General features: G+C 61.1%; 20 protein-coding genes. 17 read left to right on the forward strand and 3 right to left on the reverse strand.

The annotated features are described in order from the left end of the window. Window positions 1–363: 363 nt before the first annotated feature. The 3 genes from ACQ7C1_RS27155 (at window position 364) to exoR (ending at window position 3120) form a co-directional block, all read left to right on the forward strand. Window positions 364–1611 carry an OmpP1/FadL family transporter gene (locus ACQ7C1_RS27155; RefSeq protein WP_430960516.1) on the forward strand — a complete coding sequence of 416 codons (1248 nt, stop codon included), beginning with the start codon at window positions 364–366 and terminating at the stop codon, window positions 1609–1611. 287 nt (window positions 1612–1898) lie between these two features. Further along, window positions 1899–2306 (forward strand): hypothetical protein, encoded by a 408-nt coding sequence (locus ACQ7C1_RS27160; protein ID WP_430960517.1) that lies wholly within the window; start codon window positions 1899–1901, stop codon window positions 2304–2306. 19 nt (window positions 2307–2325) lie between these two features. Beyond that, window positions 2326–3120: an exopolysaccharide production regulator ExoR gene (exoR, locus tag ACQ7C1_RS27165; protein ID WP_085777015.1), complete on the forward strand. Its 795-nt coding sequence runs from the start codon at window positions 2326–2328 to the stop codon at window positions 3118–3120. Between the two features lie 83 nt (window positions 3121–3203). On the opposite strand, the gene xth is transcribed toward exoR, so the two are convergent. Together xth and erpA are read right to left on the reverse strand one after the other, a co-directional pair. Next, window positions 3204–3995, reverse strand: coding sequence for an exodeoxyribonuclease III (gene xth, locus ACQ7C1_RS27170; protein ID WP_183700907.1), 792 nt, complete (start codon window positions 3993–3995; stop codon window positions 3204–3206). Window positions 3996–4224: 229 nt separating this feature from the next. Further along, on the reverse strand, window positions 4225–4557 hold the full coding sequence (gene erpA, locus ACQ7C1_RS27175; RefSeq protein ID WP_430960518.1) for an iron-sulfur cluster insertion protein ErpA: 333 nt from the start codon (window positions 4555–4557) through the stop codon (window positions 4225–4227). 221 nt (window positions 4558–4778) lie between these two features. Between erpA and ACQ7C1_RS27180 the strand changes: the two genes are divergently transcribed. From ACQ7C1_RS27180 to ACQ7C1_RS27240, 13 genes are all read left to right on the forward strand, one after another. Then, a complete protein-coding gene (locus tag ACQ7C1_RS27180) occupies window positions 4779–5996 on the forward strand; it encodes a deoxyguanosinetriphosphate triphosphohydrolase (RefSeq protein ID WP_430960519.1) in 1218 nt (405 codons plus the stop codon). A 63-nt stretch (window positions 5997–6059) separates the two neighbouring features. Further along, window positions 6060–7817 (forward strand): arginine--tRNA ligase, encoded by a 1758-nt coding sequence (gene argS, locus ACQ7C1_RS27185; RefSeq protein ID WP_430960520.1) that lies wholly within the window; start codon window positions 6060–6062, stop codon window positions 7815–7817. 61 nt (window positions 7818–7878) lie between these two features. Beyond that, on the forward strand, window positions 7879–11058 hold the full coding sequence (locus tag ACQ7C1_RS27190; protein WP_430960521.1) for an SPOR domain-containing protein: 3180 nt from the start codon (window positions 7879–7881) through the stop codon (window positions 11056–11058). Window positions 11059–11170: 112 nt separating this feature from the next. Then, entirely contained in the window at window positions 11171–12184 is a 1014-nt protein-coding gene (gene nagZ / locus ACQ7C1_RS27195; protein WP_430960522.1) for a beta-N-acetylhexosaminidase, read from the forward strand. A gap of 18 nt (window positions 12185–12202) precedes the next feature. After that, on the forward strand, window positions 12203–13060 hold the full coding sequence (locus ACQ7C1_RS27200) for a segregation and condensation protein A (RefSeq protein WP_085780051.1): 858 nt from the start codon (window positions 12203–12205) through the stop codon (window positions 13058–13060). Continuing rightward, complete coding sequence (gene scpB, locus ACQ7C1_RS27205; RefSeq protein WP_430960523.1) at window positions 13057–13761, forward strand: SMC-Scp complex subunit ScpB; 705 nt, start codon at window positions 13057–13059, stop codon at window positions 13759–13761. The genes ACQ7C1_RS27200 and scpB overlap by 4 nt, the downstream gene beginning before the upstream one ends. A gap of 182 nt (window positions 13762–13943) precedes the next feature. Further along, entirely contained in the window at window positions 13944–14135 is a 192-nt protein-coding gene (locus tag ACQ7C1_RS27210; RefSeq protein WP_011425113.1) for a twin-arginine translocase TatA/TatE family subunit, read from the forward strand. Window positions 14136–14186: 51 nt separating this feature from the next. Further along, a complete protein-coding gene (gene tatB, locus ACQ7C1_RS27215; protein ID WP_430960524.1) occupies window positions 14187–14798 on the forward strand; it encodes a Sec-independent protein translocase protein TatB in 612 nt (203 codons plus the stop codon). After that, window positions 14795–15622: a twin-arginine translocase subunit TatC gene (gene tatC, locus ACQ7C1_RS27220; protein WP_085777932.1), complete on the forward strand. Its 828-nt coding sequence runs from the start codon at window positions 14795–14797 to the stop codon at window positions 15620–15622. The genes tatB and tatC overlap by 4 nt, the downstream gene beginning before the upstream one ends. Before the next feature lie 90 nt (window positions 15623–15712). Continuing rightward, window positions 15713–16996, forward strand: coding sequence for a serine--tRNA ligase (gene serS / locus ACQ7C1_RS27225; protein ID WP_430960525.1), 1284 nt, complete (start codon window positions 15713–15715; stop codon window positions 16994–16996). Window positions 16997–17000: 4 nt separating this feature from the next. Further along, entirely contained in the window at window positions 17001–17774 is a 774-nt protein-coding gene (gene surE, locus ACQ7C1_RS27230) for a 5'/3'-nucleotidase SurE (RefSeq protein ID WP_085777934.1), read from the forward strand. Continuing rightward, complete coding sequence (locus ACQ7C1_RS27235) at window positions 17771–18424, forward strand: protein-L-isoaspartate(D-aspartate) O-methyltransferase (RefSeq protein ID WP_210628123.1); 654 nt, start codon at window positions 17771–17773, stop codon at window positions 18422–18424. The genes surE and ACQ7C1_RS27235 overlap by 4 nt, the downstream gene beginning before the upstream one ends. Window positions 18425–18608: 184 nt before the next feature. After that, window positions 18609–20198: a peptidoglycan DD-metalloendopeptidase family protein gene (locus tag ACQ7C1_RS27240; RefSeq protein WP_430960526.1), complete on the forward strand. Its 1590-nt coding sequence runs from the start codon at window positions 18609–18611 to the stop codon at window positions 20196–20198. A gap of 89 nt (window positions 20199–20287) precedes the next feature. On the opposite strand, the gene ACQ7C1_RS27245 is transcribed toward ACQ7C1_RS27240, so the two are convergent. After that, window positions 20288–21160 carry an ATP-binding protein gene (locus ACQ7C1_RS27245; protein ID WP_430960563.1) on the reverse strand — a complete coding sequence of 291 codons (873 nt, stop codon included), beginning with the start codon at window positions 21158–21160 and terminating at the stop codon, window positions 20288–20290. A gap of 205 nt (window positions 21161–21365) precedes the next feature. Here ACQ7C1_RS27245 and yajC point away from each other — a divergent pair, with 205 nt between their 5' ends. Continuing rightward, complete coding sequence (gene yajC / locus ACQ7C1_RS27250; RefSeq protein WP_064696006.1) at window positions 21366–21713, forward strand: preprotein translocase subunit YajC; 348 nt, start codon at window positions 21366–21368, stop codon at window positions 21711–21713. The last annotated feature ends 32 nt before the right edge of the window (window positions 21714–21745 follow it).

Raw genomic sequence — 21745 nt, forward strand, 5'->3', positions numbered from 1 at the left:
GACGCGCCCCATCGGGCGCGTCTTTTCGTTTTTGGGGCGCTTCTGATTCGGTCTTGAACGCTGCTGATTTCAGGGGCTGAGCCCGTGGATCTTGGCTCTGCGGTTATCCATTTGGTGAAAACTGTCACTGTTGTTGGATTGATACAGCATTTGCAATGTTTGGAATGAAAACCCAAACGCCAAACTCAAAATTGATAACTCTAGAATAATATTCTATTAACCGGATTTTTTGACGTGTCCGTCAATTTCTTTACGTAAGTTAGCCGCTGCAATGCCTGGGAGCGACGCCGTGGGGCGCGTTGCCATGTCGAGCGAACGCTTACTAAAGTGGCGTACATCAACTGCTGGAGTGGGGGAGACACAATGGCATCGCGTATGTTTTCCAAGGGCGTAACGTCGCTCGTTTTTCTTTCGTCGCTTGCCTCGCCATCCTTCGCCGGTGGCCTGGAGCGCGGCGGCTATAACATCGATCAGCTGTTCGATACGTCGCCTTTCTCATTTCAGTCGGGCGTGACTTACGTCACGCCGCAGCGTAAGCTGAAGGATGTCCGAGACACGAATACGTCGATACTTACAGGGGGCGGCAATCTGAACAGCCGTCCAGACACGGCTGACGACACCTCAAATTACACCATCCCCTATATTGGTTTTAAGGCTGGTTTTGGCGATGCAGTCGACTGCCTCGTTGACTATTCGGAGCCCTTCGGCGCGCACACCGACCCCGGCCTGAACTGGGCCGGCGCCAATGATAACATTGAGACAAAGATCAAAACCCGCAACTATGGCGGCACCTGCTCCTATCGTTTTGATGTCGGCCCTGGGCAGCTTCGCTTCATTGGCGGTGCTTTTTATCAGGAAGTCGAAGGCTTCAAGGAACGTCTGGTTTCAACGCTTCCGCTTCTGCTCGGGACTGGAACCGGCGTCGGTCGTCTGGATATTGACGACAGTGGTTGGGGCTGGCGCGCCGGCATCGCTTATGAGATCCCGGAATATGCGATGCGTGCGAGCCTGGTCTATAACAGTCGCGTCAAGTACGATGACCTGTCCGGGACCGTCGATCTCCGTCAGGTTCCGGTGGTGCCGTTATTCGGGGGCTTAGTCACACCTGTTTCCGGCTCCGCCGAAGCGCCGGATTCGCTGGAGTTGAAGCTGCAAAGCGGAATCGCTCCGGATTGGCTTGCATTCGGATCGGTTAAATGGACGAATTGGAGCGTGCTGCAGTCGGTAGCATTCTGCCCGACCAACGGTTTGCCTTGCCCCGCGGGTGGTCTAACCTCACTCGACCTTCTTTATCGTGATGGTTGGACGATCTCCGGCGGTGTTGGCCACAAGTTCAATGAACAATGGGCCGGTGCAGTCAGCCTGACATGGGACCGCGGCACAAGCCAAGGCTATGGCGCGCAGACAGACAGCTGGACGCTCGGTCTCGGCGCGGCCTATACGCCCACAGAGCATATCGAATGGCGCTTTGCAGGGGCCGTGGGCGTGTTGACGAGCGGTTCGTCTGGTGCTGTGACCCGGAATGGCGTCACATATGGAGATGATGTCTCCTATTCCTTTGACGATGATCTGGTCGCTGCACTGTCGACAAGCATAAAGATCAAGTTCTAATTCCACGTTCTGAAGAATTGAGGAGCCCGGCACTGCCGGGCTCTTCTTTATGTGCGCCCATTAATCATGTTATTTTCTGGTCTCGTTTTGTGACGATTCAGCAACAGTTTTTTACGACGAATGGCGTATGGTGGCGATGGGGTGAATTTGTCCATTTCCCGCCACAAAGAGAGCGCAGCGGTATTTGCGGGCGAGGTGATGGCAGACTTACGGTGCGTGTAATCAGTAGCATGAGTCGATTTTTTTCCGGTAACAGCAGATCGTACGGCGCAAGTGGCGACAGCCGCATGATTGCGGCCGTTTTTCTTTCCGGCCAAGGCTGTTCCGGCCACAAGTTCGACCTCAAGATCACGCCGTCGATCCATCCATCATCGTCGTTGTCTGCCCGTTCGCACAGGCAGGCGGGCTTAACGGCAGATGTCGATACCGGTTTGGTCACATTTGCTATTTACGAATGCGATAAAGGCGGGAAGGCGGATGCCGCGCCCGCCGAAAGAGCGCCAGGAAGATTGCAGTCGGGCCATGCCGGGAGCCGGGTGGTCGTGAATGATGTGCTGAAAATTCGGCCTTTGAGAAAAGGCCTATGGGCTGGATGCGACGCGGGCAAAGGGGCCATGGAGCCCGCCGCGGGATCGCTCGCATCGAAAGAATACATCCGCGGTATGTCCGGCGTTAGCGCCGGCTGCGCGCGATGAACGAAAGAAATCGGTTGAAATGGTAACGTCCGAGTTCAAACTGTTCAAGTTCATGCTGGTGAGCATGTGGGTGGCAATATCGTTGTCCGGTCCGGTTCATGCTTTCGACATCAAGAGCGACGTCAGCAAGGAGTCCGGTCCTTTCGATCTGTTCAAGTTCGGCTTCAAGGCCTATAAAAACGGACAGAAGGAGGAGGCGGTAGAAGCCTACAAATACGCCGCCGAAAAGGGTCATACCGGTTCGCGCTGGGCGCTCGCCAACATGTATGCCGATGGTGACGGCGTCACCCAGGACGATTTCGAAGCCTTCAAGATCTATAGTGAGATCGCCCAGCAGGGTGTCGAACCCGGCTCGGAAGACACAGGCTTCTTCGTCAACGCTCTTCTCTCGCTCGCCAATTACTACAAGCACGGTATTGCCGGCAGCCCTGTCAAGATCGATCTCACTCAGGCGCGCCAGCTTTATTTCCAGGTGGCCTCCACCTTTGGCGTTCCCGAAGCACAGTTCCAGCTGGCGCAGATGATGCTGGCCGGCGAGGGCGGTAGTTCCAGCCCGCAGCAGGCGAAAAAGTGGTTGAACCAGGCCCGCAAGAGTGGCCATCCCGGTGCCATGGCCGTTTTCGGAAACATCCTTTTCGACGAAGGCCAGACGGCTCGCGGTCTCGCGCTGATGACCGCCGCTCTCGATCGCTGCAAGCCGAAGGATTGCAGCTGGATGGAAGCGCTGCAGGAGCAGGCCTTCTCGGTTGCCAATGAGGCCGACCGTCGCACGGCAGTTTCGCTGTCGCACGCCATCGCGAGCGGTTCTGATTGACGCTTTCCGTTCAGCGCCCGCGGCATTCAACCCGCGCGTCTCCATCGCGCCCTGAGTTGACGCGCTGCCATGGGCTCGGAATGTCAGGCCGCGAAATCGAAATAGGCGATCACCGGTACATGGTCGGACGGCTTTTCCCAGGCCCGCACATGTTTTTCGATAGCAGCCGACGTCATCCGGTCGGCTGCTTCCGGTGACAGTAGCAGGTGGTCGATGCGGATGCCGTTGTTCTTCGGCCATGCGCCCGCCTGATAATCCCAGAAGGAATAGAGACGCGTCGCGTCCGTCGTCGCGCGCACTGCATCAATCAAGCCGAGATTTTCGAGCCTGCGGAAGGCCTGCCGCGTCTGCGGCAGAAACAGCGCATCGCTTTCCCAGACCCTGGGGTCGAAGCAGTCGTGCGGTTCGGGGATGACGTTGTAATCGCCGGCAAGCACCAGCATCTCTTCATAGGCCAGCCGTTCGGCCGCAAAGCTCCTCAGACGCTCCATCCAGGCGAGCTTGTAGGGGTATTTCTCGGTGTCAACGGGATTGCCGTTCGGGAGATAGATGCAGCAGACGCGCAGAATGCGGCTGTCGGGCAGCGTGAACACCGCTTCCAGGAAACGCGCCTGTTCGTCTAGCGGGTCGCCGGGCAGGCCGCGGTTGACTTCAAAAGGTGAAGTCTTGGAGAGGATCGCGACCCCGTTGAATCCCTTCTGGCCATGCGTCTCGACATGATAGCCGAGCGCTTCGATCTCCAGCCGGGGAAAGCCTTCGTCGACCGTCTTGATCTCCTGCAGGCAGACGATATCGGGATCGGAATCCTTGAGCCATTGCGTGAGATTGTCGATGCGCGCCTTGACGCCGTTGATGTTCCAGGTCGCGATCTTCATGCTCTGTCCCGTTCGCTAGGGCATGTCGCGCAAAAACGTGCGGCGGTTTTGCGATTGACGACATGCGGAAAACCAAAGAGCTAAAGCGTGGGCCAAGCGAATCTGAAAGATCGCGACGCGCTTCAGTGCGCTCCTTTTATCGTGGTCTTTCGCCGCTGGACAAGCCGATAAACCGGCTGGAAGGAATTCTTCCGCCGGTCGTTGGGGACAACGTTGTCCGTTCGGATATTCAGATCGAGAAGCTGGTGCCGCAGCCGCAGCTTGCCACCGCATTCGGGTTCTTGATCTGGAAGGATTGGCCAAGCAGATTGTCGACGAAGTCGATCTCGGACCCTGCCATATAGACGAGCGACAGGCTGTCGATCAGCACCTTCGCGTCGTTCTTTTCGACGACGATGTCATCATCCCCAGCGCTGTCGGCAAGATCGAACTTGTAGGAAAAGCCCGAACAGCCGCCGCCTTCGACGGAAACGCGCAGCGCGCTCTTGCCGGCCTCAGCACCGACGATCGCGGCGATACGCTTTGCCGCGGCATCCGAAAGAGTTACACTCGTATCCGTCATATTTCCTCCTGCCGGGGTCAAGATCCGGAGAGAATGGGTTTTGGCACCCGAATGTTCAAATGCCTGATATCAAAGGAACTTACCATGATCTTCGCAAAAAGGCCATGATGCGCCGAAGCGGTCGGCGAATGCCGCTTTGCCGTTTCGTCGGGCTATAGGTATGAAGAGGGCAAAGCGGCGTCAATGGGCAGATGCGGCAACAGGCAGAATGACGGTGAAGAATGACGATTGACAGGCGGGCTTTAGGTTTCGGCGGCAGCGAGAGGGCGGTCTATGCGGCCGACCCGTGGACGACGCGTGGGCGCCTCTATCCGGAAGACAGCAGTCCGACTCGCTCCGATTTCCAACGCGACCGCGACCGCATTGTTCATACAACCGCCTTCCGCCGGCTGAAGCACAAGACCCAGGTCTTCATCGCCCAGGACGGCGATCACTACCGCACCCGGCTGACGCATACGATCGAGGTGGCGCAGATTGCCCGCGCGCTTGCCCGCGCCCTGAAACTTGACGAGGATTTGTCCGAGGGCGTGGCGCTGGTGCACGATTTCGGCCACACTCCGTTCGGCCATACCGGCGAGGACGCGCTGCACGAGGTGCTGCTGCCCTATGGCGGCTTCGACCACAATGCCCAATCGCTGCGCATCGTGACCAAGCTCGAGAGGCGATATGCCGAATTCGACGGCATCAATCTGACATGGGAAAGCCTCGAAGGCCTGGTCAAGCACAATGGTCCGCTGCTGACGCCGGAAGGGGCAGGCACGCGCGGTCCGGTTCCGCAGCCGATCCTCGATTATTGCGAACTGCACGATCTCGAACTCGCAACCTATGCCAGCCTGGAAGCCCAGGTCGCGGCGATTGCCGACGACATCGCCTACAACACACACGATATCGACGACGGCCTGCGCTCCGGCTATCTGAGTTTCGACATGCTGGAGGAAATCCCCTTTCTTGCGGGATTGATGGCCGAGGTGAGGGGGCGCTATCCGCATCTGGAACCGAGCCGTTTCACCCACGAGATCATGCGCCGCCAGATCACCCGCATGGTCGAGGACGTCATCGGCGTTGCGCAGGAGCGCCTTTCACTCCTTCGTCCCGAGAGCGCAGCCGACATTCGCGGCGCCGACCGGGTTATCGCCACCTTTTCCGAAGGGATGGCCGAAACCGACAGGCAGATCAAGGCAATGCTCTTCAAGCGCATCTACCGCAATCCCGATATTATGCGCATCCGCGCCGGTGCTGCCCAGATCGTCACGGACCTCTTTGCCGCCTACATGGCCAGTCCCAAGGAGATGCAGAGCCATTACTGGGTCGATCATATCGCCGGGCTCGCCGACGCGCCCAAGGCTCGCCATGTTGGCGATTACCTCGCCGGCATGACCGACACCTATGCGATCAGTGCCCACAGGCGATTGTTTGACCACACTCCGGATTTGCGATAGGCAGCGGTCGCCCGCCGAAGGCCGATTTGCCCCTTTGGCACAGCCTATGCATGGAAGAGTGCGATGAACCTTTTTACCGACTTCGAAGCCAGGATCAAAACCGCCCTTGAACAGATCGATCTGGTCAGGGAAAAGCGATCTGAGCTCGATTTCGGCCGCATCACGGTCGAACCGCCGCGCGATGTGAGTCATGGGGACGTTGCGACCAATGCCGCGATGGTGCTGGCAAAGCCGCTCGGCACCAATCCTCGCGCCCTTGCGGATGTCCTTATCGCGAAGCTTAAGGAGGACGCCGACGTCGCCGATGTTTCGGTGGCCGGTCCCGGTTTCATCAACATCCGTCTCGCCGTCGGCTATTGGCAGCGGCTGCTGGCTTCCGTCATCGGCGTCGGCACCGACTACGGCCGCTCGACCCTAGGCCAAGGTCGCAAGGTCAACGTCGAATATGTCTCGGCCAATCCGACCGGCCCGATGCATGTCGGCCATTGCCGCGGCGCCGTCGTCGGCGATGCGCTCGCCAACCTGCTCGCCTTTGCCGGTTACGGCGTCGAGAAGGAATATTACATCAACGACGCCGGTTCGCAGATCGACGTGCTCGCCCGGTCGGTCTTCCTGCGTTATCGCGAAGCGCTGGGTGAACGGATCGGCGAAATCCCGTCGGGTCTCTATCCGGGCGACTATCTCGTGCCCGTCGGCCAGTCGCTTGCCGCCGATTACGGTGTCCGGCTGCACAATATGCCGGAAGAGGAATGGATGCCGATCGTCAAGGATCGCACGATCGATGCGATGATGGCGATGATCCGCGAAGATCTGGCGGCGCTGAACGTCCATCACGATACCTTCTTCTCCGAGCGCGCCTTGCATGCCAATGGCGCAGCGGCGATCCGCACGGCGATCAACGACCTGACCTTCAAGGGGTATGTCTACAAGGGCACGCTGCCGCCGCCGAAGGGTCAGGTTGCCGAGGATTGGGAAGACCGCGAGCAGACGCTGTTCCGGTCGACCGAAGTGGGTGACGACATGGACCGGCCGCTGATCAAGTCGGACGGCTCCTACACCTACTTTGCCGCCGACCTCGCCTACTTCAAGAACAAGTTCGACCGCGGCTTCGAGGAGATGATCTATGTGCTCGGCGCCGACCATGGCGGCTACGTCAAACGCCTGGAAGCGGTTGCGCGCGCGGTCTCGGAAGGTAAGGCGAAGCTGACCGTGCTGCTCTGCCAGCTCGTCAAACTCTATCGCAACGGTGAGCCGGTGAAGATGTCGAAACGCTCCGGCGATTTCGTCACGCTGCGGGATGTCGTCGAGGAAGTCGGCCGTGATTCGGTCCGGTTCATGATGCTCTATCGCAAGAATTCCGAACCGCTCGACTTCGATTTCGCCAAAGTGACGGAACAGTCGAAGGATAATCCCGTCTTCTACGTTCAATATGCGCATGCCCGCTGCATGTCGGTCTTCCGGCAGGCGAGGGAGGCTTTTCCCGGCCTCGGTGTTTCGCCAGAGGATCTTGCGAAAGCCGTTGCTGGCATTGAAGATCCGGCCGAATTACAGCTCGTCGCCAAGCTTGCCGAATTCCCGCGTGTGGTCGAGGCGGCGGCCCAGGCGCAGGAGCCGCATCGCATCGCTTTTTACCTCTATGACCTCGCCAGTTCCTTCCACGCGCACTGGAACAAAGGTAAAGATCAGCCGGAATTACGATTTGTTAATGATAAAAACCGAGAATCAAGTATTGCCAGACTTGGGCTGGTGTACGCCGTCGCGTCGGTTTTGAAGTCGGGACTTGCCATTACAGGCACTGCCGCACCTGACGAAATGCGATAACGTCACCATTTACCCACAATGCGCTGGCATTTGAGCGTTGGCGTTTGCGAGTGGGATAGGCATGGCTGAGAAACAACTTGCGTATGATACGCGCGGAAAAGAAGATCTGTTTGCCGACGACGATCCGTTGGCCGAACTTGCCCGGATCGTCGGTTTCGAGCCGCGTGTTGCAGCGAATACCATAAGCGACGCCGCCCGGCGCGAACCCGCCTTCGATCTGGAAGACGAGCTCGGGCGGGAGTTCGATCGCTACGATTCACCGCGTCCGCTGGCCGAGCTCGATCGGCCGGCCGAGCCGATCTTCGACGGCTTCGCTTCCGAAGACTATGTCGAGCCCGTTCTCGATGCTTCTCCCGTAAACGCGGATGTTCCGGAGCCCGTCTCCGCTGGTCCCGTCGCCGCGGAAGAAGCTGCCCAACCTCCGGCAAGGAACTGGGACGTAGCCGCCGCCGACCGAGCGGCTGGTTCCCACCAGCTGTCCATCGATCCTGCTTCCGAGGTGCCGACCCAAGCCGCTTTCGGCGGCGCCCGCGACCTGATCGAGGAACTTGAGCTGTCGATCGGTGCGGCGCCGGTCTCTTCACTGTCGCAGCCCGCCAAAGCCCCGCAATGGTCGGCCGCCAGCATCAGGCTGCCGCTCGCCAATTTCCACGCCCCGAAACGTGAGGAGCCGGTGGCAGTGGTCGAACCGGTCGCCGAAGTAGTCGCTGCGCCCGCAGCTGAAGCAGTCGCTGAACCGGCGGCTGAAGCAGCGGTTGCCGATCTCGCCTCCGCCGAGCCGGAGCCCGTTATCGAGCAGCCGGCGCCCGTTGCGGCCGTCGAACCTCCCGAGGAGTTTGAGTCCGCAGCGCCGTCGTTCGGCTTTCCCGCCGAGCTCGATCGCCACGACGAGGCAATTGCACCGCAAGAAACTGCTGAAGCCCGGGAATTCATTGAAGTCGAGGATGATCTGGAAGAGATCGGCTCCGACGCCGGTTTCGATCTCGCGGCCGCCGTCGAGGGCGAGATCCAGGCCGATGCCGCGCTGACCGAGGTCGGACCTGAGGTTCCGCATACCGCCGGCACCTTCGATGTCGACGACCTGCTGGCCGACGTCTCGCGCTATCCCGTGCCCCGCCCGGTATTGCAGCGCGCCAATCTGGCGCCGGTTTCGCCGGAGCCCGCTCCCGTCGAAGTCGCCCCGATCACTGCCGCACCGGTTCAGCCAGAGGAGATCGCTCCGGCACCGGTCCTGTCTGCTCCGATCGAAATGGCGCCTGCCCATGCTGCCGAAGCCGCAAGGCCGGTCGCGCCGCAGCCTGCGGCGGTCATGCCGCCCCAGCCTGTCGCAAAGGCCTATTCACGGGCGCCGCAGCCAGCGCCGGAAGCCGATGATCCCTTCGCGGGCCACGATTTCGAACTGGACCTCGCCGGTATCGAGCTGGAACTTGCCGATCTTGATTTTTCCGAAGCAGCCGAGCCTGCGCCGCAGCCAAAGGCGCAGCCGGCGCCCGCCGCGCCCCAGCAGGCAACGCGTGAGTACCCGCAGGCCGCTGTCCCGGCGCAGCCGGCGCCGGCCCTGGTTTCTGAGCAGCCGGCCCCAGCTCCGGCTTTCAACTGGGCACCCGCTGCAGAGGCGTCCGCCGCTGAATCGACCGAAGATCTGCCCTTCGATCCGGCGATGATCTCCGATCCGGAGGATCGTCCCGAGACGGTGGAGGACATGCATGTGCCGGCGCTGCCGCCGGTCGAGCAGCCCGCTCCGGTCGCGAAAACTGCGGATTTCGATTTCGATCTCGATGCGGAGATCGCGAGCTTCTTCGAGCCGGCCAAGCCGCGGGAAACGGCGGCGTCCGCCCGTAATATGGCTGCTGCTGCGGCAACGCCGGTCAAGCCGACGATAGCCGACGGTCTCGATGATTTCGAACGAGCCCTGGAGGAGGATTTCCGCCGCAGCGTGCGCGAGCCGGTCGAGCGCCGGGAAACCTCCGAGGTCCACATCGAGTCGGCAAGCCAGGCTGCTGATTTCAGCCGCGCCCGGTCGATGCGCCGGCTGCTGGCCGGGGCCGTGGTATTGGTGGTCTTCGCCGGGGTCGGTTATGGCGTTTATTCTTCCGTCTCGAACGGTGTAGGGCTTGGTATTGTCGCATCCGGCGAGCCGCGTGTGATCACCGCGGACAAGGAGCCGGTCAAGGTCGTTCCGGAAAATCCCGGTGGTAAGACGGTTCCGAACCAGGATAAGGCCGTCTACGACCGCGTTGCGGGTTCCGCCGAGGAGCCGAAGCAGAAGGCGCTCGTCTCTTCGGACGAGGCGCCGGTCGATGTCGTCCAGCGAACCTTGACGCCGGAGGCATTGCCAGAGGATGACGAGAACGCCGGCGCTGACGATCGTGTCACGCCGACGGCGGTTGGCGAGACGGAGGATCCGCGTCTGCTGCCGAACCACGCCAACGCGGACGACAATTCCGCAAGCGACGCTGACAAGGCGCCATCCGTTTCGCCGCGCAAGGTCCGCACGATGATCGTCAAGCCTGACGGCACGCTGGTCGCCCGCGAGGAGTCCGCGCCGGTCGACCAGCCGACGCCGCCTGCGCAGCCGATGCCGTCTGCCCAGACGCCAGTGACGGCGCAGTCCGCCCCGTCTGCGCCGTCGGCCCCGATCGCGCCGCCGGTCGCCGGAACGGCTGCAAGCTTCCCGGCAAGCGCCGAGATTGCTTCCGCCGATGCGCGTTCTGCAGCACCAGTTCAAGCTGCGCCGGCGCAGCCGTCGCCTGCCGCAAGTGCCGATGAGCAGGCGGCAAATCCCGCACCGGTCGATGCGCCGGTACGGCCGGTCAAGACGGCAACGATCGCCGATACGGCCCCGGTTCCGATCGCCCGCCCGGCCGAGCAGCCCGTCAACGTCGTCGGCACGGTTACCGACCAGGGTAACGTCCGCACGCCCGTGCAGCAGCCAAAGCCGACGCAGGTCGCCGCCGCAACGCCGGCCGCCGCCCAGCCGCAGCAAGCCGCATCTGCAGGCGGCTACGGCCTCCAGATAGCATCGCTGCCGTCGGAGGATGAGGCCAATAAATCTTATGCAAACCTGTCGAAGAAATTCGCCGGCGTGCTTGGTGGCCGCGCCCATGAAATCCGCAGGGCAGATATCGCCGGTAAGGGCACTTTCTACCGTGTCCGCATCCCGGTCGGCTCCAAAGATGAAGCCGCAGCGCTTTGCGAAAAGTATCGCGCCGCCGGGGGAAGCTGCTTGATTTCCAAGTAACATTGAGCCATTTGAATTATGAGAGCGGCGAGCCGGATCGGCCCGCCGCTCTTTTTTGTGCATCGCGCCCGCGTTTGCTCGCATTTGGCCCGCCGCCGTCTATGATTCCTCCATGACCGAATCAAAAGCGATGATCCTTGGCTGCAGCGGCCTTGCCCTCACATCCGAAGAAAAGGCCTTTTACCGGGACGAACGGCCCTGGGGCTTCATTCTCTTCGGGCGCAATATCTCCGAAGCAGCGCAGATCACCGATCTCGTTGCCGAGTTGCGCGACAGCGTCGGCTGGCACGCACCGGTGCTGATCGACCAGGAGGGTGGTCGCGTCCAGCGCATTCGTCCGCCGGTTTTGCCGCGTTATCCCTCAGGCCAGGCGCTGGGCGATCTCTATCGCCGCGACCCGGAGCTCGGGCTGCGCGCCGCTTGGGTGATGTCGCGCCTGCATGCCTTCGACCTGTCGAACCTTGGCATCAATGTCGATTGCCTGCCGGTTCTCGACGTGCCGGTCGAAGGCAGCAGCAACGTCATCGGCGACCGCGCCTATGGCGGCGATCCACAGGCGGTTATCGCAATGGGACGGGCGGCTGGCGAGGGGCTGAAGGCCGGCGGCCTGCTGCCCGTGATGAAGCATATGCCCGGCCACGGTCGCGGCTTTGCCGATTCACATCTGGAGCTGCCTGTCGTTACCGTATCCCGCGATGAGCTGGAGGCCCATGATTTCCCGCCCTTCACCGCGATGAAAGACGAACTGATGGCAATGACCTGCCATCTCGTCTTCACCTCAATCGACCCGGACAATCCGGCGACGACCTCGCGCAAGGTGATCGACGGCGTCATCCGTCAGCACATCGGCTTTGGCGGTCTGCTGCTTTCCGACGATAGCTCGATGAACGCGCTTTCCGGCACGATCGGCGAAAGGGCGGCGAATATCATTGCAGGCGGATGCGATATCGTGCTGCATTGCAATGGCAAGATGGACGAGATGCTAGATGTCGTGGCAAATGTTCCGCCGCTCGCCGGTCTTTCGCTTGCCCGCGCAAAAGCGGTAGAAGCAGGCTTTGCGGCTCCGGATACTGCCGACGAGGCGAAATTGAGGGCGGAATTCGAGGCAATGTTTGTGTCGGTGTGATCGTAGGAGAGCAGGGTGGTGAGCACGGTCAAGGGCGCGGAACGTCCGCAGGCGGCAACGCCGATGGACAAGCTGTGGCAGGAGAACGGCGCTGAGCGCGCCAGCCACGAACCGGCGCTGGTGATCGACGTGGCCGGATTCGAAGGCCCGCTCGACCTGCTGCTCTATCTCGCCCGCAACCAGAAGGTCGACCTGTCGCGCATATCGGTCTTGGCGCTCGCCGAACAATATTTGCAGTTCGTCGAAAGCGCCCGGCGCATCCGCATCGAGCTTGCCGCCGATTATCTCGTCATGGCGGCCTGGCTTGCCTATCTCAAGTCGCGGCTGCTCATACCCCAGCAAGTCAAGGATGACGGCCCTTCGGGCGAGGAGATGGCGGCAACGCTCGCCTTCCGCCTAAAGCGCCTCGAGGCCATGCGGCAAGCGGCGGAGGGCCTCGTCAACCGCAACCGCCTCGGCCGCGATATCTTCGCCCGCGGTGCACCCGAGCACATTCCCGATCGGCAACAATCGGCTTACGCCGCAAGCCTCTACGATCTCCTGACCGCCTATGCGGCGCTGCGCCAGCGCCATGCCATCACCCAGGTGACGATCGAGAGGCGTAATGTCTGGTCGCTGACCGATGCCCGTGAGCTGCTGACCCAGATGATCGGCGAGGTCGGCGACTGGACGGCGATGGAGCATTATCTGCTGCGTTATCTCGCAGCGCCCGAGGAACGCGTGACGGCGATCGCCAGCGCCTTCGCCGCTTCGCTGGAACTGGTGCGCGAGGGCAAGCTCGAAATCCGTCAGGACGGCGCCTTTCAGCCGATCTACATGCGTCGCGGTCCCAAGCACGCCACGTTGCAGGTGGTTGAACAGGAGCGGCCGGTTTGATCGATCCCGGGAGCGAAGAGGATTTCGAGGGGGAAGGCCGCGACTTGCAGGCCGAGATCGAGGCTGAGCGCACTGCCGAGGCGCTGGTCTTCGCATCCTCGCAGCCGGTTTCCGAAGCTTTCCTCGCCGAGCGCCTGCCGAGGGGCGCCGACGTGCGCGCGATCATGCTGCGCCTGAAGGAGCAATATGCGCCGCGCGGGGTCAATCTCGTGCAGGTCGAGGGTGCCTGGGCTTTCCGCACCGCCGCCGATCTCTCCTTCGTTATCCGCCGTGACGACAACGAGGTGAAGAAGCTTTCGCGCGCCGCGCTGGAAGTGCTGGCGATCATCGCCTATCACCAGCCGGTGACGCGCGCCGAGATCGAGGATATTCGCGGCGTTCAGACCTCGCGCGGCACGCTCGACGTGCTGATGGAAGCCGGTTGGGTGCGGTTTCGCGGCCGCCGGCGCACACCTGGCCGGCCGGTGACATTGGGCACGACCCGCGATTTTCTCGACCATTTCGGCCTGGAAGAACTGCGCGATCTGCCGGGTCTCGAAGAATTGAAGGGGGCGGGCCTTTTGTCGGGCCGCATCCCGACGAACTTCAATATTCCCTCGCCTTCGATGAATGACGAATTGACCGAGGACGAAGATCCGATCACCCAGATGGATCTCGAAGAACTGGGGTTGCTTGCCCCACGTTCTACCTCCGAAGATTGAAGGACTTCCTCTTGCTTTTGCCATGCATGACGAAAACAATGGTGCTCACCATTTTTCGACGGGTCTGTGGCTTGTCATAAAGGGCGATACCGTGACATTAAGCGCAGTTCAAAGGGCTTGATGTTGGAAACGGTGTTAGAATTCCTTACATCGTGGGAACATCGAAACAGGGAGTTAGAGTGATGGGTTCTCTTAGCATGTGGCACTGGCTGATCGTTCTGGTCATCGTGCTGTTGTTGTTCGGGCGCGGCAAGATTCCGGAACTGATGGGCGATGTCGCCAAGGGCATCAAAAGCTTCAAGAAGGGCATGACGGACGAAGACGCGCCGGAAACGGCGAAGACCGTCGATCACAAGGCCGACGAAACGAAGTAAACAAGTCCGGGAAAAAGCGCAGCCCCCGCGCTTCCCGTCCAGGAGCCTTGCATGTTCGATATTGGCTGGACCGAGCTTTTGGTCATCGCGGTCGTGCTGATCGTCGTTGTCGGTCCCAAGGATTTGCCGCCGATGCTGCGCGCTTTCGGCAAGATGACGCAGCGCGCCCGCAAGGTTGCGGGTGAATTTCGGGCGCAGTTCGACGAAGCGTTGCGCGAAGCCGAGCTTGACGATGTCCGCCAGACGATCAGCGACGCCCAGAAGCTCAACCCGGTCAACAGCCTGCGTGAAGCGATGAACCCGCTTCGCCAGATGGGCAACGAGATCAAAGCCGACTTGCAGAAGACGACTGCTGCTCCGGAAAATAAGACCGAAGTGCCGCCGGCTGCCGTCTCGGCCCCGACGCCGTCGATGAGCCTGCCGGAAACGCCGCCCCTGGTGCCCGCGCCTGTGCAGCCTGTGCCCGTCGCAGCGGCGATTGCCGAGGCCGATACGGTCGCCGAGAAGCCGAAGGCCGTGCGCAGGCCACGCGTCAAGGCTGCCGACAAGGTCGATGCCGCCGCAGCCGTTGCCGTACCGGTGGAAAAGCCGAAGCGCGCCGCGGCAGTCAGGAAGCCTGCAACACCGAAGAAGCCGACCCAGAAGAAGAAGGACGAGGCATGAGCGGTGATATCGAAGACAAGCCGCAGCCGCTGATCGAGCACCTGATGGAGCTGCGCACGCGGCTGATCTGGTCGATCGGGGCGTTCTTCATCGCCTTCATTGTATGCTTCTTTTTTGCCAAGCATCTCTTCAACTATCTGGTCATCCCCTACAAGACGGCCGTGGAATGGGCGCATCTCGACGTCGAGAAGGCCCAGCTGATTTATACCGCGCCCCAGGAGTTCTTCTTTACCCAGGTCAAGGTGGCGATGTTCGGCGGCCTGGTGGTCGCTTTCCCCATCATTGCCGCCCAGGTCTATAAGTTCGTAGCCCCCGGCCTCTACAAGAACGAGCGCCAGGCCTTCCTGCCGTTCCTGATCGCGTCGCCGGTCCTGTTCCTCATGGGTGCCGCGCTCGTCTATTTCTTCTTCACGCCGATGGTCATGTGGTTCTTCCTGTCGATGCAGCAGGCGCCGGGGCATGACGAGGTGGCGATCTCGCTGATGCCGAAGGTCTCGGAATATCTCAGCCTCATCATGACGCTTGTCTTCTCTTTCGGCCTCGTGTTCCAGCTGCCCGTCATCACGACGCTGCTTGCCCGCGTCGGTCTGCTGACGTCGCAATGGCTCGCCGAGAAGCGCAAGTTTGCCATCGTTCTCGCCTTCGTCGTCGCTGCCGTGCTGACGCCACCGGATCCGATGTCCCAGATCGGCCTTGCGCTGCCGACGATCCTTCTCTACGAGATTTCCATCTACGCGGCACGACTCGTGGAGCGTCAGCGTTCCCGACAGGCACTTGAAGAGGCTTCTGGTTCCTCCGACGTCGCCAAGACGGACAACGTCTGACCGGTTTCCGACATTTTCCCGAGGTCTGCCATTTCCTGTCCGGTCGGTTTCTCCGACCGGTCACTTCTGTTGCAACGAGTTGGAACGACGATGCTCGATATCAAATGGATCCGTGAGAATCCCGAAGCGCTCGATGCCGCCCTTGCCAAGCGCGGCGCGGAGCCTCTGGCCCAAACTCTGGTCGCCCTCGATGAAAAGCGCCGCTCCGCCGTGCAGAAGGCGCAGGATTTGCTGTCCCGCCGCAACGCCGCCTCCAAGGAGATCGGCGCAGCCATGGCGCAGAAGAATACCGAGCTTGCCGAGAAGCTGAAGGCCGAGGTTGCAGAGATCAAGGTGACGCTGCCGGCAGCCGAGGAGGAGGAGCGTCTGCTTTCCGCCGAGCTCAACGACGCTCTCTCGCGCATTCCGAACGTGCCCTTGGACGACGTTCCTGTTGGCAAGGACGAGCACGACAATGCCATCAGCCGCATCGTCGGCGAAAAGCCGCGTTGGAACCACACGCCGAAGGAGCATTTCGAAATCGGCGAGGCGCTCGGCTATATGGATTTCGAGCGCGCCGCCAAGCTCTCCGGTTCGCGCTTCACGGTCCTGACCGGGCCGCTCGCCAGGCTCGAGCGGGCGCTCGGACAGTTCATGATCGACCTCCACACCAGCGAGCACGGCTACACCGAGGTCAGTTCGCCGCTGATGGTGCGCGCTGAAGCGCTGTTCGGCACCGGCAACCTGCCGAAGTTCGAAGAGGATCTCTTCAAGACGACCGACAGCCGTTATCTCATTCCGACGGCCGAGGTGACCCTGACCAACCTGGTGCGCGAGGAAATCCTCGACCAGGAGAAGCTGCCGCTCCGCTTCACCGCCTTGACGCCGTCTTTCCGTTCCGAGGCGGGCTCGGCCGGCCGCGACACCCGCGGCATGCTGCGCCAGCACCAGTTCTGGAAGTGCGAGCTCGTCTCGATCACCGACGCCGAAAGTTCGATCGCCGAGCACGAGCGGATGACTGCCTGCGCTGAGGAAGTGCTGAAGCGTCTTGGCCTGCATTTCCGCACGATGACGTTGTGCACCGGCGACATGGGCTTCGGCTCGCGCAAGACCTACGATCTCGAAGTCTGGCTGCCGGGGCAGAACACTTTCCGCGAAATTTCCTCCTGCTCGGTCTGCGGCGATTTCCAGGCCCGGCGCATGAATGCGCGCTACCGCGGCAAGGACGATAAGAGCAACAAGTTCGTGCACACGCTGAACGGTTCCGGCACCGCTGTCGGCCGCTGCCTGATCGCAATCCTCGAAAATTATCTGAACGAAGATGGTTCCGTCACGATTCCGGACGTTTTGCTGCCCTATATGGGCGGAATGACGAAGATCGAACGGGCGGCCTGAGGTGATGCGCATCCTGCTCACGAATGACGATGGCATCCATGCCGAAGGCCTTGCCGCGCTGGAGCGGATCGCCCGCACTCTGTCCGACGACGTCTGGATCGTGGCGCCCGAGACCGACCAGAGTGGCCTGGCCCATTCGCTGAGCCTGTCTGAGCCTTTGCGGCTGCGCAAGATTTCCGACAAGCATTTCGCCTTGCGCGGCACGCCGACGGATTGCGTCATCATGGGCATCCGCCAGGTAATGGACATCAAACCTGATCTTGTCCTCTCCGGCGTCAATTCGGGTTCGAACGTCGCAGACGACGTGACCTATTCCGGCACGATCGCCGGCGCCATCGAAGGCACGATGCAGGGCGTGCGCTCCTTTGCGCTGAGCCAAGCTTATCTTTACGAGGACGGCGCGCGCATCGTGCCCTGGGAGGTCTGCGAAGCACATGCACCGGCTCTTCTGGAAAAACTGATGGTGCTGGACCTGCCGGACGGTACGTTCCTCAATCTCAACTTCCCAAACTGCCGCCCCGACGAGGTCGACGGCGCCGAGGTCACCATGCAGGGCAAGCTCGCCTTCAACCTGCAGGTCGACGCCCGCTCCGACGGCCGGGGCTTCCCCTATTACTGGCTGAAGTTCGGCGAACGCGCCGGCGCCTTCATCGAAGGCACCGATATTCACGCCCTGAAGCATAACAAGATTTCGGTAACGCCTTTGAAACTGGATCTGACCGATTATTCCGTGACGGACCGCGTGGCGCGGGCCTTGGGATACGGAGCACAAGTTTGACGGCAAGACTGGCGGAGAAGGAGGGCTTTGCGGCGCTCGTCCTCAGACTGCGTGCCGAAGGCATCTCTGATCTCGATCTGCTGACGGCGGTCGAGCAGACACAGCGCTCGCTGTTCGTGCCGCCGCAATTTTCAGACGACGCCTATTCGAGCCGGACGATACCGATCGAATGCGGCTCTTTCCTTGAAGGCATCGATTTTGTCGTCCGCATCCTGCATCACCTGAAGCTCAAACCGGGGCAGCGCGTCCTGGAAGTCGGCACCGGCAGCGGCTTCACCGCCGCTGTCATGGGCCGTCTGGCCGAGCGTGTTCTGTCGATCGACCGCTATAAGACGCTGACGACGGCTGCACAGCGGCGCATGGAATCGCTCGGTTTACGCAATGTTGTCATCCGCCACGCCGACGGCAGCGCCGGCATGCAGGGAGAGGGCACTTTCGACCGCATTCTGGTCACCGCCGCATTCAATGCCATGCCGCGCTTTTATACCGACCAACTCGTTTCCGGTGGTTCGATGATTGCGCCGCTGATGATTTCCGAGAATGAGTGTCGCATGGTGCGGCTGACGAAAACCGGCAGCCGTTTCGAACGCGAGGAACTGTTCGAAGCCCCTTATCTGCCGATTGTTCCGCGTCTTGCATCGCTGCTGTAGAGGCAGCGTCTGAAAGACCGCGCACTTTTCGGGATTACCTTCCAGGCACTGCGATTTTTCACCCGTAAGCTATGGTTATCAACTTCTCAAAAATATCGCACTGATTCCAGCCTCTTAACCGCGTGGTAACACTAACGCGTTTTAATAGACTCACAAATGGTTGCGTTCTCAGTGGGTCGAGTCAATGCGTTTCAGTCTTTCGCCGAAGTTCAGTAAGTCGGCCGGTAATCTCCTGGTTGTTGGCCTGCTGGCGAGTACCGCAACAGGCTGCAGTTCCGATGTGACACGGTTCGGCGGCTTGTTTTCCTCCTCGGGGCGGGATCAGATTACCACCAGTTCCATTCCGCCCAGCGGTCAGCAAGGCGATCCGGTGCCGCGCGCCGATCTCGGCGGTTCCGCCGTTGCCAGTCAGTCCGGTTACGGCGGCGGCAATAATACGCTGAATCAGCCCTATCCGGCGCGTCAGAGTTACGAGCCGGTGCGCACGTCGAGCGCACGCATGGCTTCCTCGCCGGTCTCGATACAGCGTTCCGATCTCGCCGCTCCGACGGCCGCGGCGCCGTCCCGCCAGCGGGAAAAGGAAGTCGCGCTTGCCCAGCCGTTCCCCGCTTCGGCGCAGCTTGATAAGCAGCGGCTCGTAGCGCCCGCTGCCCCGAAGCCCACGCCCGATTCTTTGACGACGGGCACGACGCCGAAGGTTTCCGGTTGGTCCGCGACCAACGCACCTTCCGTCACGCTGCGCCCGGGTGAGAGCATTGCGACGTTATCGCGGCGCTTTGGCGTTCCGGAAAAGGAAATCCTGCGCGTCAATAATCTGAAGATGGCTTCTGCCGCTAAACCTGGCCAGGCAATCCTGATCCCGACTTTGAATGGCGGCAATGCCGTCAAGGCGGCTTCGCAGGCGACCGATCTTTCCAAGCCCGGCAATATGCCGGACCCGGCCAAGGCGCCGGAACAGAAGGTCGCTGTCGTCCCCGGCGCCAATTCCGCCCGGGACAAGACCATGGCGAGCGCCGATCCCACCGGCAAGGTTCCGGTTGGCGCCGGCAAGGACCCGAAGACGCCGGCCGGCAGCTATGTCGTCAAGCAGGGCGATTCGCTGGCGAAGATCGCAAAGGCGACAGGCACCAACATCGACGATCTCAAGGCGGCCAACAATCTTTCGGCGAATTCGCTGCGTGTCGGACAGGCCCTGAAGCTTCCGAATGGCAGTGCAGATACTGTCAAGACCGCCTCGATCCCGGCTGAGAAGGTCGAGTCGAAGCCGGCTGATCCGGCGCCCGCCCAACAGACCGCCTCCGTTCAGCCCGCGCCTTACAAGGCGCCGGTCGCCACCCAGTCCGTTGACGATGTCGAGAAGAAGTCCGACGTCAGCTCCGATGCACCGGAATCGACCGGCATCGGCAAATATCGCTGGCCGGTCCGCGGTCAGGTGATTGCCGCCTACGGCGCCAACGTCAACGGCAACCGCAATGACGGCATCGATATCTCGGTGCCGCAGGGAACGCCGATCAAAGCCGCGGAAAACGGCGTTGTCATTTATGCCGGTAACGGCCTGAAGGAGCTCGGCAATACGGTACTCGTCCGTCACGACGACGGCACCGTCACCGTCTACGGCAACGCCGACACGCTGAGCGTCACCCGTGGTCAGAAGATTCAGCGCGGGCAGACCGTCGCCGTCTCCGGCATGAGCGGCGACGTCAAGCAGCCGCAGGTCCATTTCGAGGTCCGCAAGGACGCCTCGCCGGTCAATCCGATGACTTTCCTGGAATAGGTATAGCGTACCAGGGAGCGCAAAAGCCCGGCCGCCAGCCGGGCTTTTGTCATTTTTAGATCTCGTCCGTTCCGCTTCGGGAGAGGCGCCTACGCCCGGTCGATATGAACGCGCATACGTCCGGCCAGATCCTGGATATATTGCCAGGCCACGCGGCCGGAGCGCGCACCGCGTGTCGTTGCCCATTCCAGCGCCTCGGCATGCATCTTGTCACGGTCGAGACCGAGCTTGAAGTGATCGGCATAGCTGTCAATCATGCCGAGATAGTCTTCCTGGCTGCATTTGTGAAAGCCGAGCCAAAGACCGAAGCGGTCGGACAGCGAAACCTTTTCCTCGACGGCCTCCGATGGATTGATCGCCGTCGACTGTTCGTTTTCCATCATGTGACGCGGCAGAAGATGGCGCCGATTTGACGTTGCGTAGAAGAGCACATTGTCGGGCCGCCCTTCGACCCCGCCATCGAGTGCCGCCTTCAGTGACTTGTAGGCGGTGTCGTCGTGATCGAAGGAGAGGTCGTCGCAGAAGACGATCACACGGTACGGCGTGTCCTTCAGCAGGTCGAGCAGGTTGGGCAGGCTCGCAATATCCTCGCGATGAACCTCGACCAGCTTCAGCGGAATGCCGCTCTCGCGCCTGACATCCTCATGCACGGCCTTGACAAGCGAGGATTTGCCCATGCCGCGCGCGCCCCAGAGAAGCACGTTGTTGGCGGCATAACCCTCGGCGAACCGCACCGTATTCTCATGCAGGATGTCGCGCACGTGGTCGACACCGCGGATGAGTTTCAGCGCCACCCGGTTCGGCTTCTTCACCGGCTGCAGATACTGACGCGACGGTGCCCAGACGAAACAGTCGGCCGCATTCCAATCGTTGACGGCAGGTGCCGGTCCGGCCAGCCGCTGCACGGCGTCAGCGAGCCTTTTCAGTTCGGCAAGCAGGGCGGTGTTGATTTCCTCGGTCATCATGGGCCTCCTGATTTCTCGCTGCGGCAAGCCGCTTTGATCTTTCGATGCCGCCTACCATGGCGTTTTGCCAGCGGAAAGGTTATGAGGCACCGGAATCGGTACTGTTCCCGGCTGTTTCTGTTGCATTCATCTAAGCTGCAACTATAGTCCGGCAACCTGAAAAGCAGGCGGAGTTCCGCCATAGAAGCCTGAGGAGTTTAGCATGTTCATCACCCCGGCATTCGCCCAGACTGCGACCGATACCGCAACAGGATTCGGCGGTTCCGGTTTCGAAATGATCATCCTGTTCGTGCCGCTGATGGTCGTCTGGTATTTTCTGCTGATCCGGCCGCAGCGCGCGCAGGCCAAGAAGCGTGAGGAAACTCTGAAGGCGATCCGCCGTGGCGACCAGATCGTGACCGGCGGTGGTCTCGTCGGCAAGGTGACGAAGGTCGTCGACGATAAGGAAGTCGAGGTCGAGATTGCCGAAGGTGTTCGCGTGCGCATCGTCCGCAGCGGCATTTCTGACGTTCGCGTCAAGGGTGAGCCTGTCAAGGCCGACGCGGCGTAACAAGCGATAACGGCGGAACCGCCGGATCGGAA

Origin of the sequence: Rhizobium sp. Nf11,1, assembly GCF_050587665.1 — a bacterium.
Lineage (GTDB): Bacteria > Pseudomonadota > Alphaproteobacteria > Rhizobiales > Rhizobiaceae > Rhizobium.

Bases quoted from the DNA above. Each gene is read 5' to 3' on its own strand.
- ACQ7C1_RS27155 (WP_430960516.1), top strand. From the start codon at position 364: ATGGCATCGCGTATGTTTTCCAAGGGCGTAACGTCGCTCGTTTTTCTT.
- ACQ7C1_RS27160 (WP_430960517.1), top strand. From the start codon at position 1,899: ATGATTGCGGCCGTTTTTCTTTCCGGCCAAGGCTGTTCCGGCCACAAG.
- exoR (WP_085777015.1), top strand. From the start codon at position 2,326: ATGGTAACGTCCGAGTTCAAACTGTTCAAGTTCATGCTGGTGAGCATG.
- xth (WP_183700907.1), bottom strand. From the start codon at position 3,995: ATGAAGATCGCGACCTGGAACATCAACGGCGTCAAGGCGCGCATCGAC.
- erpA (WP_430960518.1), bottom strand. From the start codon at position 4,557: ATGACGGATACGAGTGTAACTCTTTCGGATGCCGCGGCAAAGCGTATC.
- ACQ7C1_RS27180 (WP_430960519.1), top strand. From the start codon at position 4,779: ATGACGATTGACAGGCGGGCTTTAGGTTTCGGCGGCAGCGAGAGGGCG.
- argS (WP_430960520.1), top strand. From the start codon at position 6,060: ATGAACCTTTTTACCGACTTCGAAGCCAGGATCAAAACCGCCCTTGAA.
- ACQ7C1_RS27190 (WP_430960521.1), top strand. From the start codon at position 7,879: ATGGCTGAGAAACAACTTGCGTATGATACGCGCGGAAAAGAAGATCTG.
- nagZ (WP_430960522.1), top strand. From the start codon at position 11,171: ATGACCGAATCAAAAGCGATGATCCTTGGCTGCAGCGGCCTTGCCCTC.
- ACQ7C1_RS27210 (WP_011425113.1), top strand. From the start codon at position 13,944: ATGGGTTCTCTTAGCATGTGGCACTGGCTGATCGTTCTGGTCATCGTG.
- tatB (WP_430960524.1), top strand. From the start codon at position 14,187: ATGTTCGATATTGGCTGGACCGAGCTTTTGGTCATCGCGGTCGTGCTG.
- tatC (WP_085777932.1), top strand. From the start codon at position 14,795: ATGAGCGGTGATATCGAAGACAAGCCGCAGCCGCTGATCGAGCACCTG.
- serS (WP_430960525.1), top strand. From the start codon at position 15,713: ATGCTCGATATCAAATGGATCCGTGAGAATCCCGAAGCGCTCGATGCC.
- surE (WP_085777934.1), top strand. From the start codon at position 17,001: ATGCGCATCCTGCTCACGAATGACGATGGCATCCATGCCGAAGGCCTT.
- ACQ7C1_RS27240 (WP_430960526.1), top strand. From the start codon at position 18,609: ATGCGTTTCAGTCTTTCGCCGAAGTTCAGTAAGTCGGCCGGTAATCTC.
- ACQ7C1_RS27245 (WP_430960563.1), bottom strand. From the start codon at position 21,160: ATGACCGAGGAAATCAACACCGCCCTGCTTGCCGAACTGAAAAGGCTC.
- yajC (WP_064696006.1), top strand. From the start codon at position 21,366: ATGTTCATCACCCCGGCATTCGCCCAGACTGCGACCGATACCGCAACA.